We start from the raw sequence: 19,078 nt of genomic DNA, 5'->3' as shown, positions 1-19,078 counted from the left end.
TTGAATTTTTATTTATTTTTACTTTTTAAACTGTGTCAGAGCCTTTCTCGAAAAATCAGACAACACTAATTTTCCGGTAATTGATGCACGTTCTATAAGTAATGATTCCCAATGCTCAGTTCCTTCCCAAATAATTTTCTTCATTTCTTGTAAAGCTTCAGGATTATATGAACTTAACTTTTGAGCAAAACTTGCTACAGCATTATCAAGATTCTCTGCATTATGAATTTCAGAAAACAATTTATTCTCCAAAGCCCACTCTGCCGATTTCCATTCGTGTGCCGCCAAAGTCATTTCGGCCATAGCCATCTTTCCTATTTTGCGCGAAACAGCAGGCTCAATCACAAACGGACCAATACCAATTGCCAATTCAGATAATTTTATGGCACTTTCCGAAGTAGCCAAAACATAATCGCAAGCTGATATTATTCCAACTCCTCCTCCAACAGCTTTTCCCTGAACGCGGCCAATAATAAGTTTAGAGCAGTTTCGCATTGCATTTATCAAATGTGCAAAACCTGAGAAAAATTCAGTTCCCTGTTCTTCATTTTCAACTTGCAACAATTCATCAAACGAAGCACCGGAACAAAAAACTTTAGCACCATCGCTTTGCAAAACAATAACTGAAACATTTTCTTTAAGGCTTAAAGAATTAATTTCGGATGTTAATCGATCTAATAATTGACGTGGAAAAGAATTACTCGCCGGATGACCAAATTGTACTGTTGCAACACCATTATTAAAAGTAGTTTGTAAAGAACCGTTTTGATTTTCTGAACTCATAAAAAATAATTTTGATCGTAAAGTTACGGTTTTGGCAACTATTTTCACCTGAACGCGTTTTGAAATTTGTTTTTTGAAAAATAATTGACTTTATTTGCTATCGCTTTGGGGGATTAGCTCATTTGGCTAGAGCGCTTGCCTGGCAGGCAAGGGGTGACCGGTTCGAATCCGGTATTCTCCACGAATAAAATCAAGCACTTACATGAAAATTGTAAGTGCTTTTCTTTTTTGACTGCAACTATACTGCAACATTTTTATATTTTTGTACTTATGAGTAGTACTGATTTAAAACCTTTAGCATATTTTCAATATATTATTGATAGTAATAATCTTTTAGATGTAATCGAAAAAGAATTTCATTATTCGGACTGTATTGGTTTCGAATTAACAACTCCTACAGAAATAAAATACACTGTCGAAAATTCTGAAGGATCTTTTGAACAGAAGTCAATTCTAACAAAAGATTTACTTTACTCAAAACTATATAGAGAATTTGAAATTGCTAAAAACAATCTCTATAGTTTTTCTCTTAACAATTCAAAATTAAGTATAGAAAATTATCTCACAATCCAATTCAACTCATTACAAACGATACTTAATGAAAAATCAGACTTTATAAATAATCATATCTATTTCATGTTACCATTAAGAGGTATTCTAAAATACATTAACACTATTTTACTATTACCAGAAATGAAAGAATTTGAATTAGATGAGTCCAAAATATCATATAATCTAATAGATCTTGCTGAACAAGCCTCATTTGAATCAACTAAAAAATCTGACATTGAAACAATCCACTCCATATTTGATTATATGAAAGGAAATAATGAGAAAAGGGAAAAGATTTTAAGTGATGAAGATTTTCAATTACTTATAAAATATACAACTGAACTTATTAAATTAGAAAGCGTACCTCAGATAGATAAGCAATTATACCCAAAAATTTCAAATGATTTATTAAGATTCTCCTTTTGGGTTTTGCACAAAGAACTTTACACGACAAAAAGAATTAGAAAATATTTTTATGATTTCGTCAAGGTTATTTTCTTAAACTTTAAAGATAGTGATACTAGTTCAATAGAAAGTCAGTTTGGAACAAGTACTCGAGTAAAAAAAGATAAATTTATTCCTCAAATTATTTCAAAACATCTATAAAGAGAACTCAAATTAGTTTTCTACAAAACCTCTACAATATTTATAGGTTCTCTACAAATTAAAATTACTTCTACAATACTTCTATTCCAACATTTGCACCATTAATCAGATACCTGAATTTAATGCGCGCAGGGTATCGTAATATTTAAATTATGAAAAATATAATGAAGGAACAAAATTTCCAAAGTGAGCAAAATCTGCAACAAAAGGAAATATTGAGCTTTAAAGAAGCATTAGTTTACTTAGATGTATCAGAAAGTTTACTCTATAAACTAACTTCGAATAGAGCTTTAACTTTTTACAAGCCAAATGGCGGTAAGCTATACTTTAAAAAATCTGATCTACATGATTGGATGACAAAGAATGAAATAAAGTCTATTCTCGTTTTAGAAGATGAAGTGAATAATTATTTAAAAGAGAGAAAAGATGGAAAGAAGATTAATTAACAAAGAGGTGTATAATAACCTACCAGAAGATTTAAAGTTAATAACTGAATCATTTGAAGGCAGAGAAAAAGATATTGTTTTGGTGTCAAGCTTAGGAGTTTTAAGTGACTGCCTACCTAATATCAAAGGATATTATGATGGAGATGATATATTTGCCAATTTATATGTTTTAATAATTGCACCACCTGCATCTGGTAAAGGTGTGATGAATTTTTCAAGAATTTTAATTGAACCCATTCATAATAAAATACTCGAAGACAGTAAAGCAGAATTGTTACTTTGTGAAAGCGAAAAAAAGAAAAGTAAAGACAGTAAAAATGACATTTGTCCAAACATCAAAATTAAGATACTCCCTGCAAATGTAAGTACAGCAGAAATGTATTCTTTTCTTGGCAGTTCAGAGCACGGACTATTAATCATGGAATCTGAAGCCGACACTCTTTCTAATATGCTAAATAATGATTGGAGTAATTATTCAGACGTTTTAAGAAAAGCTTTTCACCATGAACCGATCTCTATAAGTAGAAAAATAGAAAAGGTCTTTGAAGAAATAAATCAGCCTAAATTATCAATGGTTATAAGTGGTACTCCTAATCAATTACAACCATTAATGAAATCCAAAGATAATGGTCTTTTTTCAAGATTTCTGATTTACAGTTTTGATGAAATTGCCGAATTTAAAGATGTCTTTGCCATAAAATCAAAGGACAATAGAAAAGCATTTGAAAAATTATCTAAAGTAATATTTGATTTATATCGTCAATTAACAGAATTAGAAAATCCTATAGAATTTCAGTTCACTGACAATCAAATAAAAAGATTTACCAGGAGATTCAAATTTATAAGAGAAGACGTTATTGTAAATCATACGGCATCTTTCTTATCTAACCTAAACAGACATGGCTTGATAATGTTTAGAATTTGCATGATTCTAACTGCATTAAGAAATAAGGATAGAATAACATTAAAAGAAGTCTTAGTTTGCAACAATAGAGATTTTTTAAATGCTTTATCACTAACCGCTACCCTTCTAAGACATTCTCAATTTACTTTTGACACAATAGAAACAGGTATTTTATCTACTCAAGATGAAGAAATTTTGGATAGTTTAAATAGTCCCTTCACAAGACAAGATGCCATTGCTATAGGGGAAAAAATGAGTATTCCTATAAGAACAATTGATGACAAATTAGTGCAATTTCAAAATAAGAGATTCACTAAAAAAATCAAAAAAGGATTGTACAAAAAACTGTAATGTAAGTATGTAACTACTGCAATTAATGTAATACTGCCTCTCTTCTGGGGCAGTATATTTTCGGAATTTAAAATTTAAAAAGATGACAAATACAACTGTAAAATTTGTACTTGATAGTAAACCTATGTCTAATGGTTACCACAGAGTATATCTAAGAATAATAAAAGACAGAAAAAAGAAGAACTTAAGTTTAGGACTAAAATGTTTAAAAGAACATTTTGAAAATGAGCAATTCAACAAAAAACATAAAGATTATAAAGTTGAGAATGACTTACTAACAAATCTTAAATCTAGGGCAAATCAAATCATTAGAGATTATCAACTAGATAATTCAAATTATAACTTAGAAGATTTTGAAGTAAAATTTAGAGGCAAAAACAATGTAGAAAAAAATGCAAATGTTATTCAATTCTTTAATGAAATTATTGATGAGATGAATAGATCTGGTAATATAAGTAATGCCAAAGCCTATCAAAGCACAAGAGATTCATTAATTAAATTTAAAGGCAAGAAAATCAAATTTAAAGAGATAACATCAGCTTTTTTAGAAAAATATGAAGTTTATCTAAGAGAAAATGGCAACAAAAATGGAGGTGTTTCATTTAAAATGAGAGGACTCAAAGCTTTATTCAATAGAGCAAGAAGTAGACAGCTTATTCCAAAAGAACCTTATCCATTTGAAGATTATAAAATTTCAAAACTTAAATCTAATGTAACCAAAAGAGCTTTAACAATAGAAGAGTTTAAGAAAATTAGGGATGTTGATTTAAGCAAACATCAACATTTAATCGATGCCTACAACTATTTCATGTTCTCCATATATACTAGGGGAATGAATTTTAAAGACATGATGACTCTAAAATTCTCAGATATTCAAAATAATAGAATTCATTACACTAGATCAAAAACAAAAGGAAAGTTTAATATAGAAATAATTGAAAATACACGTAAAATCTTAACCTATTACAAAGAACAAAATAGACATACTAAATATGTATTTCCAATTTTATTACATGAAGATTTAACACCAAAACAAATTGATTATAGAAAGCAAAGAGTCCTAAGAACTTATAATTCAAGATTAAAAGAAATTGCAAAATTAGTAGGTATAGATGCTAAACTGACTTCCTATGTTGCCAGACACAGTTTTGCTACGATCTTAAAAATGAAAGGAACTCCTATAGAAAAAATTTCAGAAATGATGGGTCATGCAGATGTAAGTGTTACAATGAATTATCTAAAGGAATTCTCAAATGAGGATTTAGATATGGAAAATAGAAAATTCATTGATTTATAATTACTTAAATAAATCATTTTTTACTAAGGTTAATCTCATGTCGAGATTAACCTTTTTTCATTTAAAAATTAAACAGTTAAAGAAATTATTAACAACCAATAAATTTGAAAATATGCAATTAAGACAATCCGAAAGGAAGAAAGCCAAAATAAAAATGGCTCTTCAAGGTTCATCAGGAAGTGGTAAAACATATTCAAGTCTATTACTTGCACAAGGATTAACTAATGGTGATTTTAGTAAAGTAGCAGTGATAGACAGTGAAAATGGAAGTGCAGATTTATATGCCCATTTAGGACAATATAATGTGCTTTCATTAAAGCCACCATTTACACCAGAAAATTACATCAAAGCAATAGAGGTGTGTGAAAAAGCAGGAATGGAGGTTATAATTATTGATTCTATTTCTCAATCATGGGAAGAACTATTGGATTATCATACTTCATTAGCAGGTAACTCCTTTACCAATTGGGCAAAAGTAACACCAAGACAAAATGCATTTATTGATAAAATTTTGCAGGCAGATGCTCATATTATAGCTACTATGAGAACAAAACAAGATTATGTTTTGAATCAGAAAGACGGGAAATTTATTCCTGAAAAAGTTGGACTAAAAGCCATTCAAAGAAATGATTTAGATTATGAATTTACTTTAGTCTTTGAAATAGACATCAAACATTTTGCCGTGTCAAGTAAGGATAGAACTGGTTTGTTTATGGGTAAGCCTGAATTTGTAATAAATTCTTATACCGGAAAAAAGATCTTGGAATGGTGCAATAGTGGAACTAATTTGCAAGATGCAAGACAAAAGATCAAAACTACAAAGACAGTTGAGGAATTAAAAATTCTTTACAACCAATATAGCAATTGGAGAGAATTATTGGAATATGATTTCAAACTTCAAAAAGATACTATTAACTCAAAAGAATTATTATTAACCCCTAAAACATTTAGTATTAATGGAAGCACTACTCACCACAATTGAGCAGAAAAAGAACCAGGAAACATATAAATTAACACCTGTAAGGTATGATAGTATATATACAATTCCTGGTACTACTCAATCTGAAAGAAATATTATCCCAATTGTCACACAATTTCCTAACAAATCTTTTATTGAAGCCAATACTACAGAAATCACTCTGGATCACTTAAACAACAACTGTGTTATACCTGTCTTTTCAAAAGATAATGAAAGAACAATTGCACATCAGGAATTTATAGAGATTGCTCTCGAATCTCTTTCAAGAGTGTTTCCAAACATTTATTTTGATAAACCAGAAATTAGAGTAAGCCATCAAATTAAAGGTAGAACACCAGGAGCAATTCATAAAAATGTCAATGATTTACTGGAACATGAAAGAACTCAATATTTTGAAAGAATGGCTTTTATTATTAGAGTTCCTGGTATTGTAGACACAATTAATGGTAATGAAATTGCTCTTACAATTGGCGGAGTAAGAAGTTATAATTTGGAGAATTTGTACAGCAAAAAGACACTTGAAAAATTCAAATTTTTCATTGGATTTCAAAATAAAGTTTGTTGTAATTTATGTGTTTGGAGTGATGGTTTTGTAGATGACATGAAAGTTAATTCATACCAAGAACTGCAAAGCAAGATTTTATCTGTTATACAAAATTACAATGCTGAAAAGCATTTATTAGGAATGAAAGAGTTGTCTCGACACTCTTTGACAGAAAATCAATTTGCTCAGTTAATTGGTAGAACAAAATTATATCAATATTTGCCAAAAAATGACAAATCGACTATTCCAATTTTGAATTTTACAGATGGTCACATTAATACCATTGCCAAAGATTATTATGAGGATTCAAGTTTCAGCAGAAATGAACAAGGAGATGTAAACTTATGGAATCTGTATAATCTTTTTACTCAAGCCAATAAAAGCAGTTACATTGATACTTTTCTTGACAGAAATGTGAATGCTTTTGATTTTACTCAAGGCATTCAAAAAGCACTAATTGGTAATGGAGATTATCATTGGTTTTTGAGTTGAGAAGAACCAGACTCCTTAATTGGAGTCTGGTTTACTATCTTTTGGTAATAAATTTAGTTTTATCAATTCATCATGCAAATTTTCCTTCGACACGATATTTTCAGTAGATATTTGAATGCATACAAAAATCAAAATTATGAAAATTATGAAAATTGGTAAAAACTCAAGAATATTATAAGTATTGTCTTTCCTTATCAATTTTAAGATTAAAATTAAAAAAATTGATAAACAAAGTCCGAAAATTGTAACGAAAGAAATTGCATCATATATATTATCTATGAACTTAAATCCACTTATAGATCCCATAATAAAAGAAATAACCGCAGTGAACAATGAAATCATTTCAACTGCTTTTTTTTCATTTTCTTTTATCTGTTTTTTTAAAGTCTCACTGTATTTATTGTTTTTTAATTCAATTAATTTGTATTTCAAGTCATTAATATCTTCTACTTTATTTGCGATAAGTAATTTGTTTTCTGTTATGCTAATAGGTAGCAAAAAAGATGTTGGAAAATAAACATTGTCACCCATGAATTCAATAGAACAATCAGTTACGTCAAATTGATATAGAATATTAAATGATCTATATGTCCATTCAAATTTTTTATTGCACTCATTATTTAAAATTTCACAATCTCTAATATAATTTTCTAATTCTTCTGTAGAAATTTTATTTTGTAAAATTTTACTCCTAACCAATTTTAGTTTATAATCAAGAAACTTATAATAAATAAAATAATTATTACTTTGTGAATAATTGCTATAGCCTTTAATCTCATTAAAATAATTATTTATTGTATCCTCACCTCTATTTCCATCTTTAATTAATAAAGAAAATAAATTATTAAAATAATAAAGTTTGTTTTTTTTATCTAATCTTGATGATTTTATGGTGGATTTTAAACTTTCTAATTTTGAAAAGTCTTTTTCAATATCCTTGTAAAATTTTATAGTAAAAAACAATTTAAAATCATTGCTCAATTGATTATCAGTTGTAGAAATTAATTGAGGTGAAGAATAAATTTCATCAATATCATCACTTCCTTCAAAATAGTGAAGCTCAATTTTTTTAACCCAATCCTCAAAAACTGGATAAAACTCCTCTCCAACTTTAATTTTTTTCGACAAATCTACCTCTTCATTAGCAAAAATATATTTCTTAGAAAAATTTATATCTACATTTTCTTTTATGAAAATCCGATTATACTTTTGTCTTTTTTTCCACTTATATTTAAGAAATGTCAATTTACATCTCAGTATATTTTTTTTTGTAAAAGGCTTTATTTGATGAAAATCATTAATCCTCTTTTCTAAAACACCTAAATGTTCGTAATATTCAATACTTTCTTCCAATAAGTATTCTAGCAAAAAGGTATTAGAATATTCAAACAATTCGTTAAGTCTTTCCTCTTTTGATGTTAGGAATGTAAAATTTCTATGGATGATAGTATATTGAAATTTTGATAGCTCAGAAACGCTATTAAGAAAAAAAACAATACATTTTTCAAATATTTCTTCTAGTAAAACTTTACTTTTATTAAAAACCGTAGTTAATTCATCCTGAATAATAATATTAGTAACAGATAAATTATTATTTGTTGTTTCTATTTCAGTTGTTAATTTAGTAATTATATCTTCAATCTTTTGATTTTTAAGAAAATCTACATAGTCACCTGAATGTATAAATATTATTGAGGATGCAATTACTTTTTCAATATCTAAATCAAAGAGATTTGATTGAATAGTAATAGGAGGAGTTTGTGAATTTACATGATTTATTTTTAAATTAATATCAGTAAAGCAAGACTCAATATGTTGAATCATAAAAATAAAATTTTTCCTCGGTTATAATTAGTTCATTTTGCATTAATTTACTATTCATAGAATTATAGGTAGTTATCCAACTGCTATATTTATGAGTTAAATTAACCAACTGCGTGGCAGATAAATTAATCAAATATTTATTCTTGCTCTTTAAAGTTTCAACAATATTGTCTAGAAACAATACATCAATTTGAATATTTTCTAAAGAGTCATGTAATTCATCATATTGCACCTTTTTCTGTAATAAATCTATATATAATTGATCTTTTGAAGCATATATATCAACTTCAACAGGACCTAAAGCCCAAGCCTCAAATGTAAATCCATTACTTAATAAGCTATTATTATTAAATTTAATTGGAGCTAATAAAAAAATAAGTTTAAGAGCCTTTAGAATACTCAAATCATTGTCCCTATTTTGTTTTTTTGAAGGGTTTATTTCAAAATACCAATCGCACAGTTTTAATAAAATATACTTTGTAGCATCTATTTTGTTCATAATGAAATAATTACAGTAAATTGTAAGATTTTGTAAATATATAATACTTATTTCTAAATTCAGTAATTTACATAAAAAATGTAATTAATTAATTAATCGAGCAATTTTTCTACATTTGTTTAAACACATAATATTATGAAAGGTCTGCAAATCTTAGAGCAAAAAGTCAATTACAGAGGACTAATAAACAGTATTGACATTAAACCTGACGAATATTTGTTACCTCTACATGAAGTAATAGTAAATTCTATTCAAAGTATTGAGGACAGAATTAATCCAATTGATAATGGCTCAATAATCATCAAGGTACATAGGAATTTTCAACCTAAGCTGGATTTAGAAGATGAAGACGAGAGCTATAATCCAATTTCTGGATTTACTATAATTGATAATGGGGTTGGTTTTACGAACAAAAGAGAAATTGCTTTTAGTACTCCATTCACTAATTTTAATTATGAAAAAGGAGGAAAAGGAATGGGTAGATATACTGTACTTGCATGTTTTGGAAGTATGGACATTGAAAGTTCTTTTAGTGATGAAGATAAAACATACAAACGTATTTATAAATTTGATAATATAAATGGTCTACAAAAATACCCTGAAGAAATAAAAAAAATCAGACATGGCTTTAAAAATAGCACTGTAATAAAACTAAATAATTTCTTACCAGACTATTATGATTTTGCCAGAAAATCAAAAATTAGCATTAAAGATATTGCAGATAATATCATCCAGCACTGCTTACTATTCTTTATAGGTTCTGAAAACTCCCCTACAATAAGAATTCTATATGAAGAAGACAACATTAAAGATGCTATAATATTAAATGATATATATAAATCTGTTATTGAGATTGAAAATACCGAGAAAGAAATTAGTATTGGAAATATCACAGAAACTTTTAATCTAAATTATATTAGAAATTACAACGGTGCTCATTCTCATTCTATACATTTATGTGCCAATAAAAGAGAAGTTGGAAAAAAACAATCTTTGACTAATTACCTACCATCATTTAAAGAGCTGTATAATGATAATAAAAAATATCATTTATCGGTATATGTAGAGAGTGATTTTTTAGATAAAAAAAATCATCCTCAAAGGAATAAATTTATGCTTCCTGAAAATTCAGCAAAGAAAAATGATTTTGATGAAGTTTCACTAGATGAGCTTTTTAAGCATATTTCTGAAAATATTAGAGTTAATTATTCCCAATTTATTGAAGAAGCAGAAAAAGAAAAAAGCGAAAGAATAGAAAAATATATTTTAAACCCAAATAAGCCTAGGTTAAGATATAGGCATTTATTAAATGTTAAAGATGCTTTTTCAGACATTCCTATCAACGCATCAGATGAGACATTAGAAGCAAGATTACATGAAAAAGAATTTAAATTAGAACAAAGAAGGGAAAAAGTCTTTGAAAAAGTTTTCAAGAAAAAAGAGTATGACAAAGAGGAATTTGGAAACATTGTAAGTAACATACTAAAAGAAGAAGCAGCATTCTCTAAAGATAAATTAGCTGACTTAATGATTAAAAGGAAATCCATTATTAAATTATTTCAAAAATATTTAGAGTGGAGAGAAGATGGTAATTTCATGCTTGAAGAAGATTTACATAATATTATTTTCACAATGGGGGCTGAAACTGATAATATGCCAATTGAATATCATAATTTATGGTTATTAGATGAAAGATTTACATTCCATACTTATACATCGTCTGACATAAAAACTAAAACGAATAAAAATCTTGACAGTGAAGGTAATAAAGAGCCTGATGTTTTGATTTATGATGTTCCTTGGGCATATTCTGACAATGCAGATAAAATTAATTCTTTAGTCGTTTTTGAGTTTAAAAAACCAGGAAAAGAACTTAGTAGTAAGACAAATCTAGATGAATTAGTTTTGAAATATTTTCAAGATTTAATGCAAAGTAAAGCAAGGAGTAAAAAAGGAACACTTTTAAACATTGAGGACAATACCCCAAAATTTGGCTATATAATCTGTGAATTAAACAGAGATAACATTGAGCACAATTGCAAATGGAATGGTTTCAAGAAAACTGCCCACGGACATTTATATAAAATCAATTCTGATCTCAACTTACATATTGAAGTAATGACTTATGAACAAATGCTAGATTTTTCTGAAAAAAGACATCATACTTTTTTTAGAGCCTTAGGAATTGATTCAATATAAACTATATCTCCTTATTTTGAAAATCTTTTAAGCCAAATATTCATTTAATGTTTCTCTCCTATTATTTTTTTTTATAAAAAAAATTCAAGAGCTCAAACCACCTCATACAAAGCCTCCACCCTCACTTATATAAAGAAACAGCCCCACCGAATTATATAGAAAGCCATTTTATTTGCACCAAGAATAAATAACTCTATGAAATTCTACCAAGTTTACTTTCAACTCAAAGATCACTAAATATTTTGTTCCAAAATTGTATATCCTTTTGAAATTAATATTTTTTACAAAATACTTATCATCTCTATTGCTACAGTTGTTTGTTTACTCATTCTATTTAAATCATATTTTGAAATTGGTTAATCTTCAGAATACTTTACAAAAACTAACTACCTTAAAAACCCCCACTCATTTGGAGCAATGATAATCATTGTGCTAAAATGAATTTAAACAGTTGCACAAAATTCAAGGTGATAGTTGACATTTTCATGTATCTTAAAACTTCTTTTAGCAAAATTCAATTCAAAAACTCAAAAAATGGTAACAATTATTAATTTTAAAGAAAGACAAACAGAAGAAGGGAAAGTATTTTTCGTTTTAGAAGCTCAAGGGGGAATCGAAATGATTCAAAGTAAAGTAACTGGTAATTTCTATGCCACAGCAAAAAAAGCATTTATTCCTGCAACCTTTGATGAAGTTACTTGCAAAGCACTTATTGGAACTCAAATGCAAGGACAAATTATAAAAGAAGAATGTGATCCTTATGAGTACATAAACAAAGAATCAGGAGAAGTCATCATGATGCATCATAGATATGTTTATGCACAAGAGGAACTAGAGGTAAAAAGAATACAAGAACCCATTCATGGCAATTTCAAACCTAGTCAAGATGTATTTTCAAAGAATGGAAAACTTGAATTAGAACATGCTTAACAATTTTAGAACTATCTGCTTTATATTGAATTGATTTTCAACATAGGGCAGGTTTTCTTTTTTACAAACTCATTTTATGGAAGTAGCAGAAATAAATGTTAGTTATTCAACTAATCAAACAGAAAAAATCAACCTAAGTAATTGTAGGCAAACCTTTGAATTTATTTTATCTCAATGGAATTTAAACATAATAGATTTTCAAGAAGAATGTAAGGTTGTTTTACTTAATAGGATGAATTGTGTCCTAGGCATTTATAACCTATCAAAAGGTGGTAGCTCAGGAACTGTTGTTGACATTAGAATTATTTTAGGTATTGCTTTAAAATGTAATGCTTCAGGAATCATTTTGGCTCATAATCATCCTAGTGAAAATCTTAAACCAAGTGAAGCTGACAGAAAAATCACCAGGAGGTTAAAGGACTCTTGCGATTTATTAGAAATTACTTTAGTAGATCACATTATAATTAGCAGAACAAGTTTTTTTAGCTTTACACAAGATGGTCTTCTTTAAAGTTTTCCAATTTCTTGTATTTCAGAAAGTTTAAACATCTGTATGCATTTAAATATTACTATTTACTAATTAAATCCTAAAACCTAAATAAATTAAAGATTAATATTAATAGCTTTTTATTTTTCTGAAGTTAAATTAAAATTCAGTAATTCTGATGTTTTTACCTCTAGTTTTTCAGAAATGACATAAAGCAAATAGCTTGAAGGATTTGTATTTCCTGCTTCAATTCGGTTCATATTAGTCCTCTCAATATTACACAAGATTCCTAATTCAGTCTGAGAAATATTTCTATCTTCTCTCAACTGTCTTATTCTATTACCTAATGCTATTTGAAAATCCTTTTTATTCAACCTTTGATTATTATAAAATCAAAAGTTGTGATATTTGACAAATTTATTGTTATCAAATATGATACTATGTATATTTGTAGCTAGTAAACAAATCTTATTAATCTATGAGAGAAACAAAACAAAGGAAAAAGGTTAAAGATATTCTCTTTAAAATATTTGCAATAATTCTTATCACATTCTTCACAGGTATTGAGAATGCATTGATTATTTTCTTGATACTAATGGTATTCTATCTTGTCTATGAAGTAATATGGAATAATATAAGATGGGGTCAATTTTCACGTGAAAGTTGTATAATGGGTGATGGTATTACATTCAACCAAAGTAATCATAAGAAAAGAGAAGAAGATAGTATCAAACTTTAATGTAAAAACCAAAAATCATGTATTATAAAAAAAAATTAAACAAGTTGTTGTTCTTTATTTTATTTAGTATTTGCAGTATAACTTATGCACAAAACAGTGCAAAAATTGATGTGAGCTTTAGGTTGAAACCTGATAGAAATGTTGCTAAGGAAAATATCAGCTTCTATTTTGATGTTGAGAATGGAAAGCTTTTTATTAGTGACATTGACTTACAATTAAATAACAGCTATTTAATCAAATTTGACAAGACATTTTATGATAATGCAGGTTTATATAATATGGTGTTTTCTACAGATGTAGTAAGTCATACTTTAGAAAAAAGACCAAAATCTGAAATTGGGTTGTTTTCAATTATTTATGATGAGAAAAATGGAAATATAGTCGGAGTTAAAACAGTTTTTCAGAATAGTAATTTAGAAACATATTTAACACAATACGGCGCAAATTTATTAAACAAAAATTGATTGAAATATTTTATCATAATTTACAGCAACATTATCCATTTGCCTCCTGGTAAAAATAGCTGTTTTGTAAAGGCTCTAAAAACTAAAATTTCATAATATTAATCAACACATAACAAATCAACTTATATAGAACAGAATTTAAAACTTAATGATGAAGAAAATAATAAAAAAAGCAGTATTAGTTGCATTCAGCGGTATTCTACTAACAAGTTGTGCAGTAGGAAGAAAAGTGAAATACAATGACCTTAAATTAGATTTATTTGATATTAAAACCAAAAATATTGACCTAGCCCTTTTAGACCATAGAGAGGCCGTTACAGATGGCTCAAGAAAACCAGATTTTGTGGGATATATGAGAAGTAATGTTGGAATAGCCTACCCAATAGGAACAGAAAGTAAAAACAGTTTAATGCTGGACTTAACTAATAACATAGTGAATTCATTAAACAGATATGATATCAAAGTAAATAGCCTTTCAACAAAATGGGAAGAAGATGAAAAAGAAGTCAAATCACAATTATTAAACTTATCAGGAGATAAAAAGATTTTTATAGTGTTTGACCAATTAAACACTGATGGTTATATGATTCAATTCTTATACTATAAAATAAACTTATATATCTATGATAAAGATGGTACTTTATTGAAATATAAATCAATAGATGGTAAAGAAAAACTAGGTGGAAATGTAGCATTTGGTGCAGGTGCATATAAAACTTATATGCCAGAAGCTATGACAAAATTATTTGAAGACATATTTAAGGACAAAGAAGTAATTGAATTGTTAAATAAAAGCTGATGATTTTAATAAAAAGCCTTATCGATGTCGTGTTTGTAAGGCTTTTTTTTCATTCCAAGAATTAATGAAAGAGTGAAATTTGAATGTTGTTTGTTTCCATTTTCTTTTATTGTAGATTTACTAAACTTAATTAAATCTTATTTAAATCTGAATATTTAAAATTGTAAGATATTTAAAAAAGAATTATTATATACCTGAAATAATTATGGATAAACCTAAAATATTGACATTAAATTTAACAGAAAAATCTAATCAATTATTAATCGAAAATGGGTATGATATTTTTGAGGGTAGTTTAGGCAAATTAATAGACACTCAAAACAAAAAGCATGACTTTAAATATTGTTTGACAAATCACAACTTTCCTGCAAATGCGCATGAGTTTGACATCATTATAATTGATTTATCTAATGAAGAGACAATTTTTTATTCAAAAGATGAAAATACTCGTACTGAAAACAAAAGCAATGATAATCTATATATGTTATGCGAATATCCTCAAACAATTTTAGATCCTAAAGGATGGAGTGCAAAATTATTGGCAGAGGAAATAGAGGAATTGATGGAGAAGGAATCTATGATCGTTGTATTTCAAAATGAAAATGTACTTATTGATTATAAAATAGTTGAGGAAAATGGTGATAGACCAAAAACTAAAGAGGTTACTAGAATTTCAAATTATGAATTCATGCCATTTTTTCCTTTTATTAAAAATAAACATGGAGTTATTACGAATGTAGTTCCAGAAGGAACTGAATTTGCTAAATTATTAAATAAGTATAACTCAGATTTTACCTATGAAAACATATATAACCATCCTCTTACATACATAGTCGACGATAGAATTTCCGATCCTAACTTTCATCCACTTTTAAGAAACACTAATAAGGAAATAGTGTCTTTCGTTAAATTTAATGAGTCTTCAAGTTTGTATTTATTTCCAAAAATGATAGACAATTCTAATTTTTTATTAGAATTCATTCAGAACATTGCGCCTGAATATCAACCAAATTTATTTCCCAATTCTGGACTTAAAAAATGGACAACTGATATAGAATATGCATTACCAAACCATTTTAAACTTTTAGAGAATAAAAAACTTCTATTTGAAGAATTTGAAAAAAAGGATAAAGAACTAGACATCCAAATCTTAGAAAATAATAGTAGATATGCATTTTTACATGATATAATAACCGAAACAGGAGATGAACTTGTTAAAGCTATAATTAAATTTTTGAAATGGCTAGGTTTTGAAAATGTTATTGATATGGATACTCAAGTAGTTACAATTAAAGAAGAAGATATTCAGATTGAAAATGAAAGTGGTCTTTTGGTAATTGAGGTTAAGGGTATTGGTGGCACTTCAAAAGATTCAGAATGTAGTCAAATTTCTAAAATAAAATATAGAAGAGCAAAAGCTCGTGGAAAGTTTGATGTCTTTGGGCTTTATATTGTTAATCATCAAAGACATTTACCTGCTTTAAACAGGGAAAACCCACCCTTTAAAAGTCAGCAAATGCTTGATGCTACAGATGATGAAAGAGGTCTATTATCAACTTGGCAATTATTTAATTTATATTATGATATCGAGCGTGGCATAATAACCAAGCAAGAAGCGATAGAAGTGTTTTACAATTATGGCTTGCTTGAATTCAAACCAAAAAATATTGTTCTCTTAGGAATAATTCAAGAGATTTTCTCAAAAGGAGATATTTTTATTTTAAATTTAGATAATGTAAAGTTAAAAATTGGAGACGTTTTATTTATCGAAAAAAATGGTAGGTTTGAAAAATTGGAAATAATCGAACTAAAATCAAATGATAAAGCTGTTGTTGAAGTTAGTAACGGAGAGATTGGAGTAAAGGGAAATATAAAAGTTACCAAAATGTCAAATGTTTGGGTAAAAAAAATTCATGAGTCATGATAAGTAAGCATGCTGATTTTACTTAATGATTGTATTCAATTCTATACATTCATTTTAAAATTACAGGTATTGCAACAATTGCAGACTTACATATAAATAAATAAATCAGCTGAAACAATACTGGAACAAATTCACTGATTAAATGAAATACAATGAAATTAAATACTAGAAATTTCTTCAACAGGTGGACTGATTTCTAATGATTAAGACTAATTGAAAGAGAATGAAAAAGAACTATAATTGCCTGGCAGGCAAGAGGTGACGAGTTCGAATCTCGTATTCTCCACAAAAAAACCGTATTACTTCAACAGAATACGGTTTTTTTATTTTTAAAAGGAAAATATCCTATCGCTCACTCACATTATCCTCAAAATCAGGTTCGTCTTCTTCTGGCTTTTTAAAATCATTATTCAATAAATCAGTTAGCTTCTTTTTCTCCTTTTGATTCTTTTTATTTGTCAATACGATTAAAACAATTACAACTGCAACTACAATTCCTATTATTACCCAATTGATTTCCATGACTTTAATTTTTCATTAAAGTTAACATTTTAAACATAAAGAATATTATCTAAAAGTTAAACCTCAATGTTATAAATGATCAGGCTATTCTATTTTCAAGAAACTAGTCACCACTTTCACTAAAGCTATAACACTAGATTATAAGTTTTAAATTTTTGTCAGAAATCTTTTTTATATTTAAAACTTATAAAAAGATTTGTACCTCTCAGCTTTTTTTCAAATTTGTCCAAAAAAAATATCAATACCACTAAAGCGCTTAACATGCTCCAAATAAACAAAATGCTTAAAAATCTAAAAAAACCTTTATCAATTGGCCTGCTATTTTTCATAAGCACCATTTTAGAAATTTACTGGTCAGTAGGACAATTTTCAGGCAGAATGTCAAGTGGCAATCCCGATGCCTCTTTTTTTGATGATGCTTATTTGATGTCGCTGTTCTCCACCATCTTCCTGACAATTGTATTTCTTTTTCTTTCCTTCATTAAAAACATCTATTTAAAAGTCACAATTCAATTAATATTCTTAATTTCAGTATGGTTTTTCTGGAATTATACCGTTTTTGTTGATAGGGAATCATCGTGGAGTACGTATACTTTTAAGGAAGAACTTTATTATACTTTTTCAATTTCGATTTTACCGGTTTTGGTTTTGTCTGTTGCTACAATATTGGGTTTAAATTATATCTTAAAAAGTCGTGAGTTCAAATAAAAAATCCATAAGACTTCTAAGAATTTATTTCATTCTTAGCTCTTTACTTGCAATAGATTGCATCATGTATGCTTTTAAACAAATTAGCCTGCGTGGTTACTATAGCGATGTAATCTTATTTTGGCTTTGGTTTCCAACAAGTTTTGTGGTTATTGTAGTGTTTTGGAAAAAAATCATGGCAAAATTGCTTTTAGGAGGTATAATAACAGCTTTAATATTAAGCATTTTACCCATGATGCTGCCCTTTTATGCTTTTTTATTCTCAACTACATCATTAGGATTGGTAATGAATAAAAATCTAAACGAAAAATATCGGGCCCAAATCGTAGGTTACAGTGTCATGACGACTCCCTGGCTTGAAGTAATAGAAAAACAAGGCATAATCGAAAGAAGAATATTCAAAAGCACTGATTTTGATCTTATGAACCATAATCCCAATATAAAAATCAGAACAGCAAAAGATATCATTTTTAACAATGAAACCGACAGCACAATGACTCTTACGTTATTTTATGGAGGACCAAACAAAACCATTACTTTCAACAAAAAAACCGGAAATATTACTGCAATAAAACCCAATTGAATTTAACTTAAACCGAATCGATATGACACTATTACTCCGTTGGTTACTCGTGCCTATAATAGCACTAATTGCATTACTGTTCTGGAAAGGCAGTCCACTACTCATAAAATCAGCTTTACTAATTATTCCGCTGGCACTCATCATTGGCTGGTTTGGACATGAAGGTGCTTTTAGTGGAGGTGGCGGATTAGCGAAAGCGTACGGTTTGTTGGCCTTAATAGCATTTTTAATTTGTTATGAAATCGGGTTATTATTTCATCGTTATTATCTGGTCAAAAAAAGCATTGCCACCGCACAAGATGATATATTGCTTATCATCGGGTTGGTTTTATTAGTCGTATCACTTGTCTATTTTTTGATCGTAATTTCGAAATAACAAAACGTTATTGCCTTATTGTGTTTATTTTAAGGAGCAGAAGGTTTTGTTTTCAAAAGACAAGTTGTCC

The 19,078-nt window shown here is 28.0% G+C and carries 21 protein-coding genes and 1 tRNA gene; 17 read left to right on the top strand and 5 right to left on the bottom strand.

Going from position 1 to position 19,078, the window contains the following annotated elements; genetic code table 11:
- Positions 1–18: 18 nt before the first annotated feature.
- The gene (locus ACQY44_RS14895) at positions 19–783 is read right to left on the bottom strand and encodes an enoyl-CoA hydratase/isomerase family protein (RefSeq protein WP_428231111.1); all 765 of its coding nucleotides are present in this window, start codon (positions 781–783) and stop codon (positions 19–21) included.
- Positions 784–890: 107 nt separating this feature from the next.
- On the opposite strand from ACQY44_RS14895, the gene ACQY44_RS14890 reads away from it, so the two are divergent.
- From ACQY44_RS14890 to ACQY44_RS14860, 7 genes are all read left to right on the top strand, one after another.
- Positions 891–964: transfer RNA gene (locus ACQY44_RS14890), tRNA-Ala, on the top strand.
- 89 nt (positions 965–1,053) lie between these two features.
- Positions 1,054–1,941, top strand: a complete 888-nt coding sequence (locus tag ACQY44_RS14885; RefSeq protein ID WP_428231110.1) for a hypothetical protein — start codon at positions 1,054–1,056, stop codon at positions 1,939–1,941.
- A gap of 152 nt (positions 1,942–2,093) precedes the next feature.
- Positions 2,094–2,387, top strand: coding sequence for a helix-turn-helix domain-containing protein (locus ACQY44_RS14880; protein WP_428231109.1), 294 nt, complete (start codon positions 2,094–2,096; stop codon positions 2,385–2,387).
- Positions 2,368–3,642, top strand: a complete 1,275-nt coding sequence (locus tag ACQY44_RS14875; protein WP_428231108.1) for a DUF3987 domain-containing protein — start codon at positions 2,368–2,370, stop codon at positions 3,640–3,642. The genes ACQY44_RS14880 and ACQY44_RS14875 overlap by 20 nt, the downstream gene beginning before the upstream one ends.
- A gap of 82 nt (positions 3,643–3,724) precedes the next feature.
- On the top strand, positions 3,725–4,939 hold the full coding sequence (locus ACQY44_RS14870; RefSeq protein ID WP_428231107.1) for a site-specific integrase: 1,215 nt from the start codon (positions 3,725–3,727) through the stop codon (positions 4,937–4,939).
- A 112-nt stretch (positions 4,940–5,051) separates the two neighbouring features.
- A complete protein-coding gene (locus ACQY44_RS14865) occupies positions 5,052–5,921 on the top strand; it encodes an AAA family ATPase (protein ID WP_428231106.1) in 870 nt (289 codons plus the stop codon).
- The gene (locus tag ACQY44_RS14860; RefSeq protein ID WP_428231105.1) at positions 5,896–6,954 is read left to right on the top strand and encodes a DUF3871 family protein; all 1,059 of its coding nucleotides are present in this window, start codon (positions 5,896–5,898) and stop codon (positions 6,952–6,954) included. Before ACQY44_RS14865 ends, ACQY44_RS14860 begins: the two co-directional genes overlap by 26 nt.
- 15 nt (positions 6,955–6,969) lie before the next feature.
- Here ACQY44_RS14860 and ACQY44_RS14855 read toward each other — a convergent pair whose 3' ends face one another.
- Complete coding sequence (locus ACQY44_RS14855; protein ID WP_428231104.1) at positions 6,970–8,778, bottom strand: hypothetical protein; 1,809 nt, start codon at positions 8,776–8,778, stop codon at positions 6,970–6,972.
- The gene (locus ACQY44_RS14850; RefSeq protein WP_428231103.1) at positions 8,762–9,277 is read right to left on the bottom strand and encodes a hypothetical protein; all 516 of its coding nucleotides are present in this window, start codon (positions 9,275–9,277) and stop codon (positions 8,762–8,764) included. Before ACQY44_RS14850 ends, ACQY44_RS14855 begins: the two co-directional genes overlap by 17 nt.
- Positions 9,278–9,412: 135 nt before the next feature.
- Here ACQY44_RS14850 and ACQY44_RS14845 point away from each other — a divergent pair, with 135 nt between their 5' ends.
- The 3 genes from ACQY44_RS14845 (at position 9,413) to ACQY44_RS14835 (ending at position 12,917) form a co-directional block, all read left to right on the top strand.
- The gene (locus ACQY44_RS14845) at positions 9,413–11,476 is read left to right on the top strand and encodes a hypothetical protein (RefSeq protein ID WP_428231102.1); all 2,064 of its coding nucleotides are present in this window, start codon (positions 9,413–9,415) and stop codon (positions 11,474–11,476) included.
- Between the two features lie 534 nt (positions 11,477–12,010).
- A complete protein-coding gene (locus ACQY44_RS14840; protein WP_428231101.1) occupies positions 12,011–12,406 on the top strand; it encodes a hypothetical protein in 396 nt (131 codons plus the stop codon).
- Between the two features lie 76 nt (positions 12,407–12,482).
- The gene (locus ACQY44_RS14835; RefSeq protein WP_428231100.1) at positions 12,483–12,917 is read left to right on the top strand and encodes a JAB domain-containing protein; all 435 of its coding nucleotides are present in this window, start codon (positions 12,483–12,485) and stop codon (positions 12,915–12,917) included.
- A gap of 116 nt (positions 12,918–13,033) precedes the next feature.
- On the opposite strand, the gene ACQY44_RS14830 is transcribed toward ACQY44_RS14835, so the two are convergent.
- Positions 13,034–13,267, bottom strand: a complete 234-nt coding sequence (locus ACQY44_RS14830) for a helix-turn-helix domain-containing protein (protein ID WP_428231099.1) — start codon at positions 13,265–13,267, stop codon at positions 13,034–13,036.
- A gap of 104 nt (positions 13,268–13,371) precedes the next feature.
- Here ACQY44_RS14830 and ACQY44_RS14825 point away from each other — a divergent pair, with 104 nt between their 5' ends.
- The 4 genes from ACQY44_RS14825 to ACQY44_RS14810 all read left to right on the top strand — a co-directional run bounded on the left by ACQY44_RS14825 (position 13,372) and on the right by ACQY44_RS14810 (position 16,819).
- On the top strand, positions 13,372–13,632 hold the full coding sequence (locus tag ACQY44_RS14825; protein ID WP_428231098.1) for a hypothetical protein: 261 nt from the start codon (positions 13,372–13,374) through the stop codon (positions 13,630–13,632).
- A gap of 17 nt (positions 13,633–13,649) precedes the next feature.
- Positions 13,650–14,096, top strand: coding sequence for a hypothetical protein (locus ACQY44_RS14820; RefSeq protein WP_428231097.1), 447 nt, complete (start codon positions 13,650–13,652; stop codon positions 14,094–14,096).
- A gap of 151 nt (positions 14,097–14,247) precedes the next feature.
- Positions 14,248–14,895 carry a hypothetical protein gene (locus tag ACQY44_RS14815; RefSeq protein ID WP_428231096.1) on the top strand — a complete coding sequence of 216 codons (648 nt, stop codon included), beginning with the start codon at positions 14,248–14,250 and terminating at the stop codon, positions 14,893–14,895.
- A 205-nt stretch (positions 14,896–15,100) separates the two neighbouring features.
- On the top strand, positions 15,101–16,819 hold the full coding sequence (locus tag ACQY44_RS14810) for a hypothetical protein (RefSeq protein ID WP_428231095.1): 1,719 nt from the start codon (positions 15,101–15,103) through the stop codon (positions 16,817–16,819).
- A gap of 345 nt (positions 16,820–17,164) precedes the next feature.
- On the opposite strand, the gene ACQY44_RS14805 is transcribed toward ACQY44_RS14810, so the two are convergent.
- Positions 17,165–17,341, bottom strand: a complete 177-nt coding sequence (locus ACQY44_RS14805) for a hypothetical protein (protein WP_428231094.1) — start codon at positions 17,339–17,341, stop codon at positions 17,165–17,167.
- A gap of 261 nt (positions 17,342–17,602) precedes the next feature.
- On the opposite strand from ACQY44_RS14805, the gene ACQY44_RS14800 reads away from it, so the two are divergent.
- From ACQY44_RS14800 to ACQY44_RS14790, 3 genes are all read left to right on the top strand, one after another.
- Complete coding sequence (locus ACQY44_RS14800; RefSeq protein WP_428231093.1) at positions 17,603–18,049, top strand: hypothetical protein; 447 nt, start codon at positions 17,603–17,605, stop codon at positions 18,047–18,049.
- Between the two features lie 64 nt (positions 18,050–18,113).
- Positions 18,114–18,632: a hypothetical protein gene (locus ACQY44_RS14795; RefSeq protein ID WP_428231092.1), complete on the top strand. Its 519-nt coding sequence runs from the start codon at positions 18,114–18,116 to the stop codon at positions 18,630–18,632.
- A 22-nt stretch (positions 18,633–18,654) separates the two neighbouring features.
- Positions 18,655–19,008 (top strand): hypothetical protein, encoded by a 354-nt coding sequence (locus ACQY44_RS14790; protein ID WP_428231091.1) that lies wholly within the window; start codon positions 18,655–18,657, stop codon positions 19,006–19,008.
- The last annotated feature ends 70 nt before the right edge of the window (positions 19,009–19,078 follow it).

Source organism: Flavobacterium sp. (assembly GCF_965277525.1).
Taxonomy (GTDB): domain Bacteria; phylum Bacteroidota; class Bacteroidia; order Flavobacteriales; family Flavobacteriaceae; genus Flavobacterium.
Note: the sequence above shows the minus strand (reverse complement) of the source record. Positions and strands in the feature narration are given on the sequence as shown.

Bases quoted from the DNA above. Each gene is read 5' to 3' on its own strand.
- ACQY44_RS14880 (WP_428231109.1), top strand. From the start codon at position 2,094: ATGAAAAATATAATGAAGGAACAAAATTTCCAAAGTGAGCAAAATCTG.
- ACQY44_RS14835 (WP_428231100.1), top strand. From the start codon at position 12,483: ATGGAAGTAGCAGAAATAAATGTTAGTTATTCAACTAATCAAACAGAA.
- ACQY44_RS14795 (WP_428231092.1), top strand. From the start codon at position 18,114: ATGTATGCTTTTAAACAAATTAGCCTGCGTGGTTACTATAGCGATGTA.
- ACQY44_RS14870 (WP_428231107.1), top strand. From the start codon at position 3,725: ATGACAAATACAACTGTAAAATTTGTACTTGATAGTAAACCTATGTCT.
- ACQY44_RS14790 (WP_428231091.1), top strand. From the start codon at position 18,655: ATGACACTATTACTCCGTTGGTTACTCGTGCCTATAATAGCACTAATT.
- ACQY44_RS14810 (WP_428231095.1), top strand. From the start codon at position 15,101: ATGGATAAACCTAAAATATTGACATTAAATTTAACAGAAAAATCTAAT.
- ACQY44_RS14805 (WP_428231094.1), bottom strand. From the start codon at position 17,341: ATGGAAATCAATTGGGTAATAATAGGAATTGTAGTTGCAGTTGTAATT.
- ACQY44_RS14885 (WP_428231110.1), top strand. From the start codon at position 1,054: ATGAGTAGTACTGATTTAAAACCTTTAGCATATTTTCAATATATTATT.
- ACQY44_RS14895 (WP_428231111.1), bottom strand. From the start codon at position 783: ATGAGTTCAGAAAATCAAAACGGTTCTTTACAAACTACTTTTAATAAT.
- ACQY44_RS14875 (WP_428231108.1), top strand. From the start codon at position 2,368: ATGGAAAGAAGATTAATTAACAAAGAGGTGTATAATAACCTACCAGAA.
- ACQY44_RS14845 (WP_428231102.1), top strand. From the start codon at position 9,413: ATGAAAGGTCTGCAAATCTTAGAGCAAAAAGTCAATTACAGAGGACTA.
- ACQY44_RS14840 (WP_428231101.1), top strand. From the start codon at position 12,011: ATGGTAACAATTATTAATTTTAAAGAAAGACAAACAGAAGAAGGGAAA.
- ACQY44_RS14860 (WP_428231105.1), top strand. From the start codon at position 5,896: ATGGAAGCACTACTCACCACAATTGAGCAGAAAAAGAACCAGGAAACA.
- ACQY44_RS14865 (WP_428231106.1), top strand. From the start codon at position 5,052: ATGCAATTAAGACAATCCGAAAGGAAGAAAGCCAAAATAAAAATGGCT.
- ACQY44_RS14815 (WP_428231096.1), top strand. From the start codon at position 14,248: ATGAAGAAAATAATAAAAAAAGCAGTATTAGTTGCATTCAGCGGTATT.
- ACQY44_RS14825 (WP_428231098.1), top strand. From the start codon at position 13,372: ATGAGAGAAACAAAACAAAGGAAAAAGGTTAAAGATATTCTCTTTAAA.
- ACQY44_RS14820 (WP_428231097.1), top strand. From the start codon at position 13,650: ATGTATTATAAAAAAAAATTAAACAAGTTGTTGTTCTTTATTTTATTT.
- ACQY44_RS14855 (WP_428231104.1), bottom strand. From the start codon at position 8,778: ATGATTCAACATATTGAGTCTTGCTTTACTGATATTAATTTAAAAATA.
- ACQY44_RS14800 (WP_428231093.1), top strand. From the start codon at position 17,603: ATGCTCCAAATAAACAAAATGCTTAAAAATCTAAAAAAACCTTTATCA.
- ACQY44_RS14850 (WP_428231103.1), bottom strand. From the start codon at position 9,277: ATGAACAAAATAGATGCTACAAAGTATATTTTATTAAAACTGTGCGAT.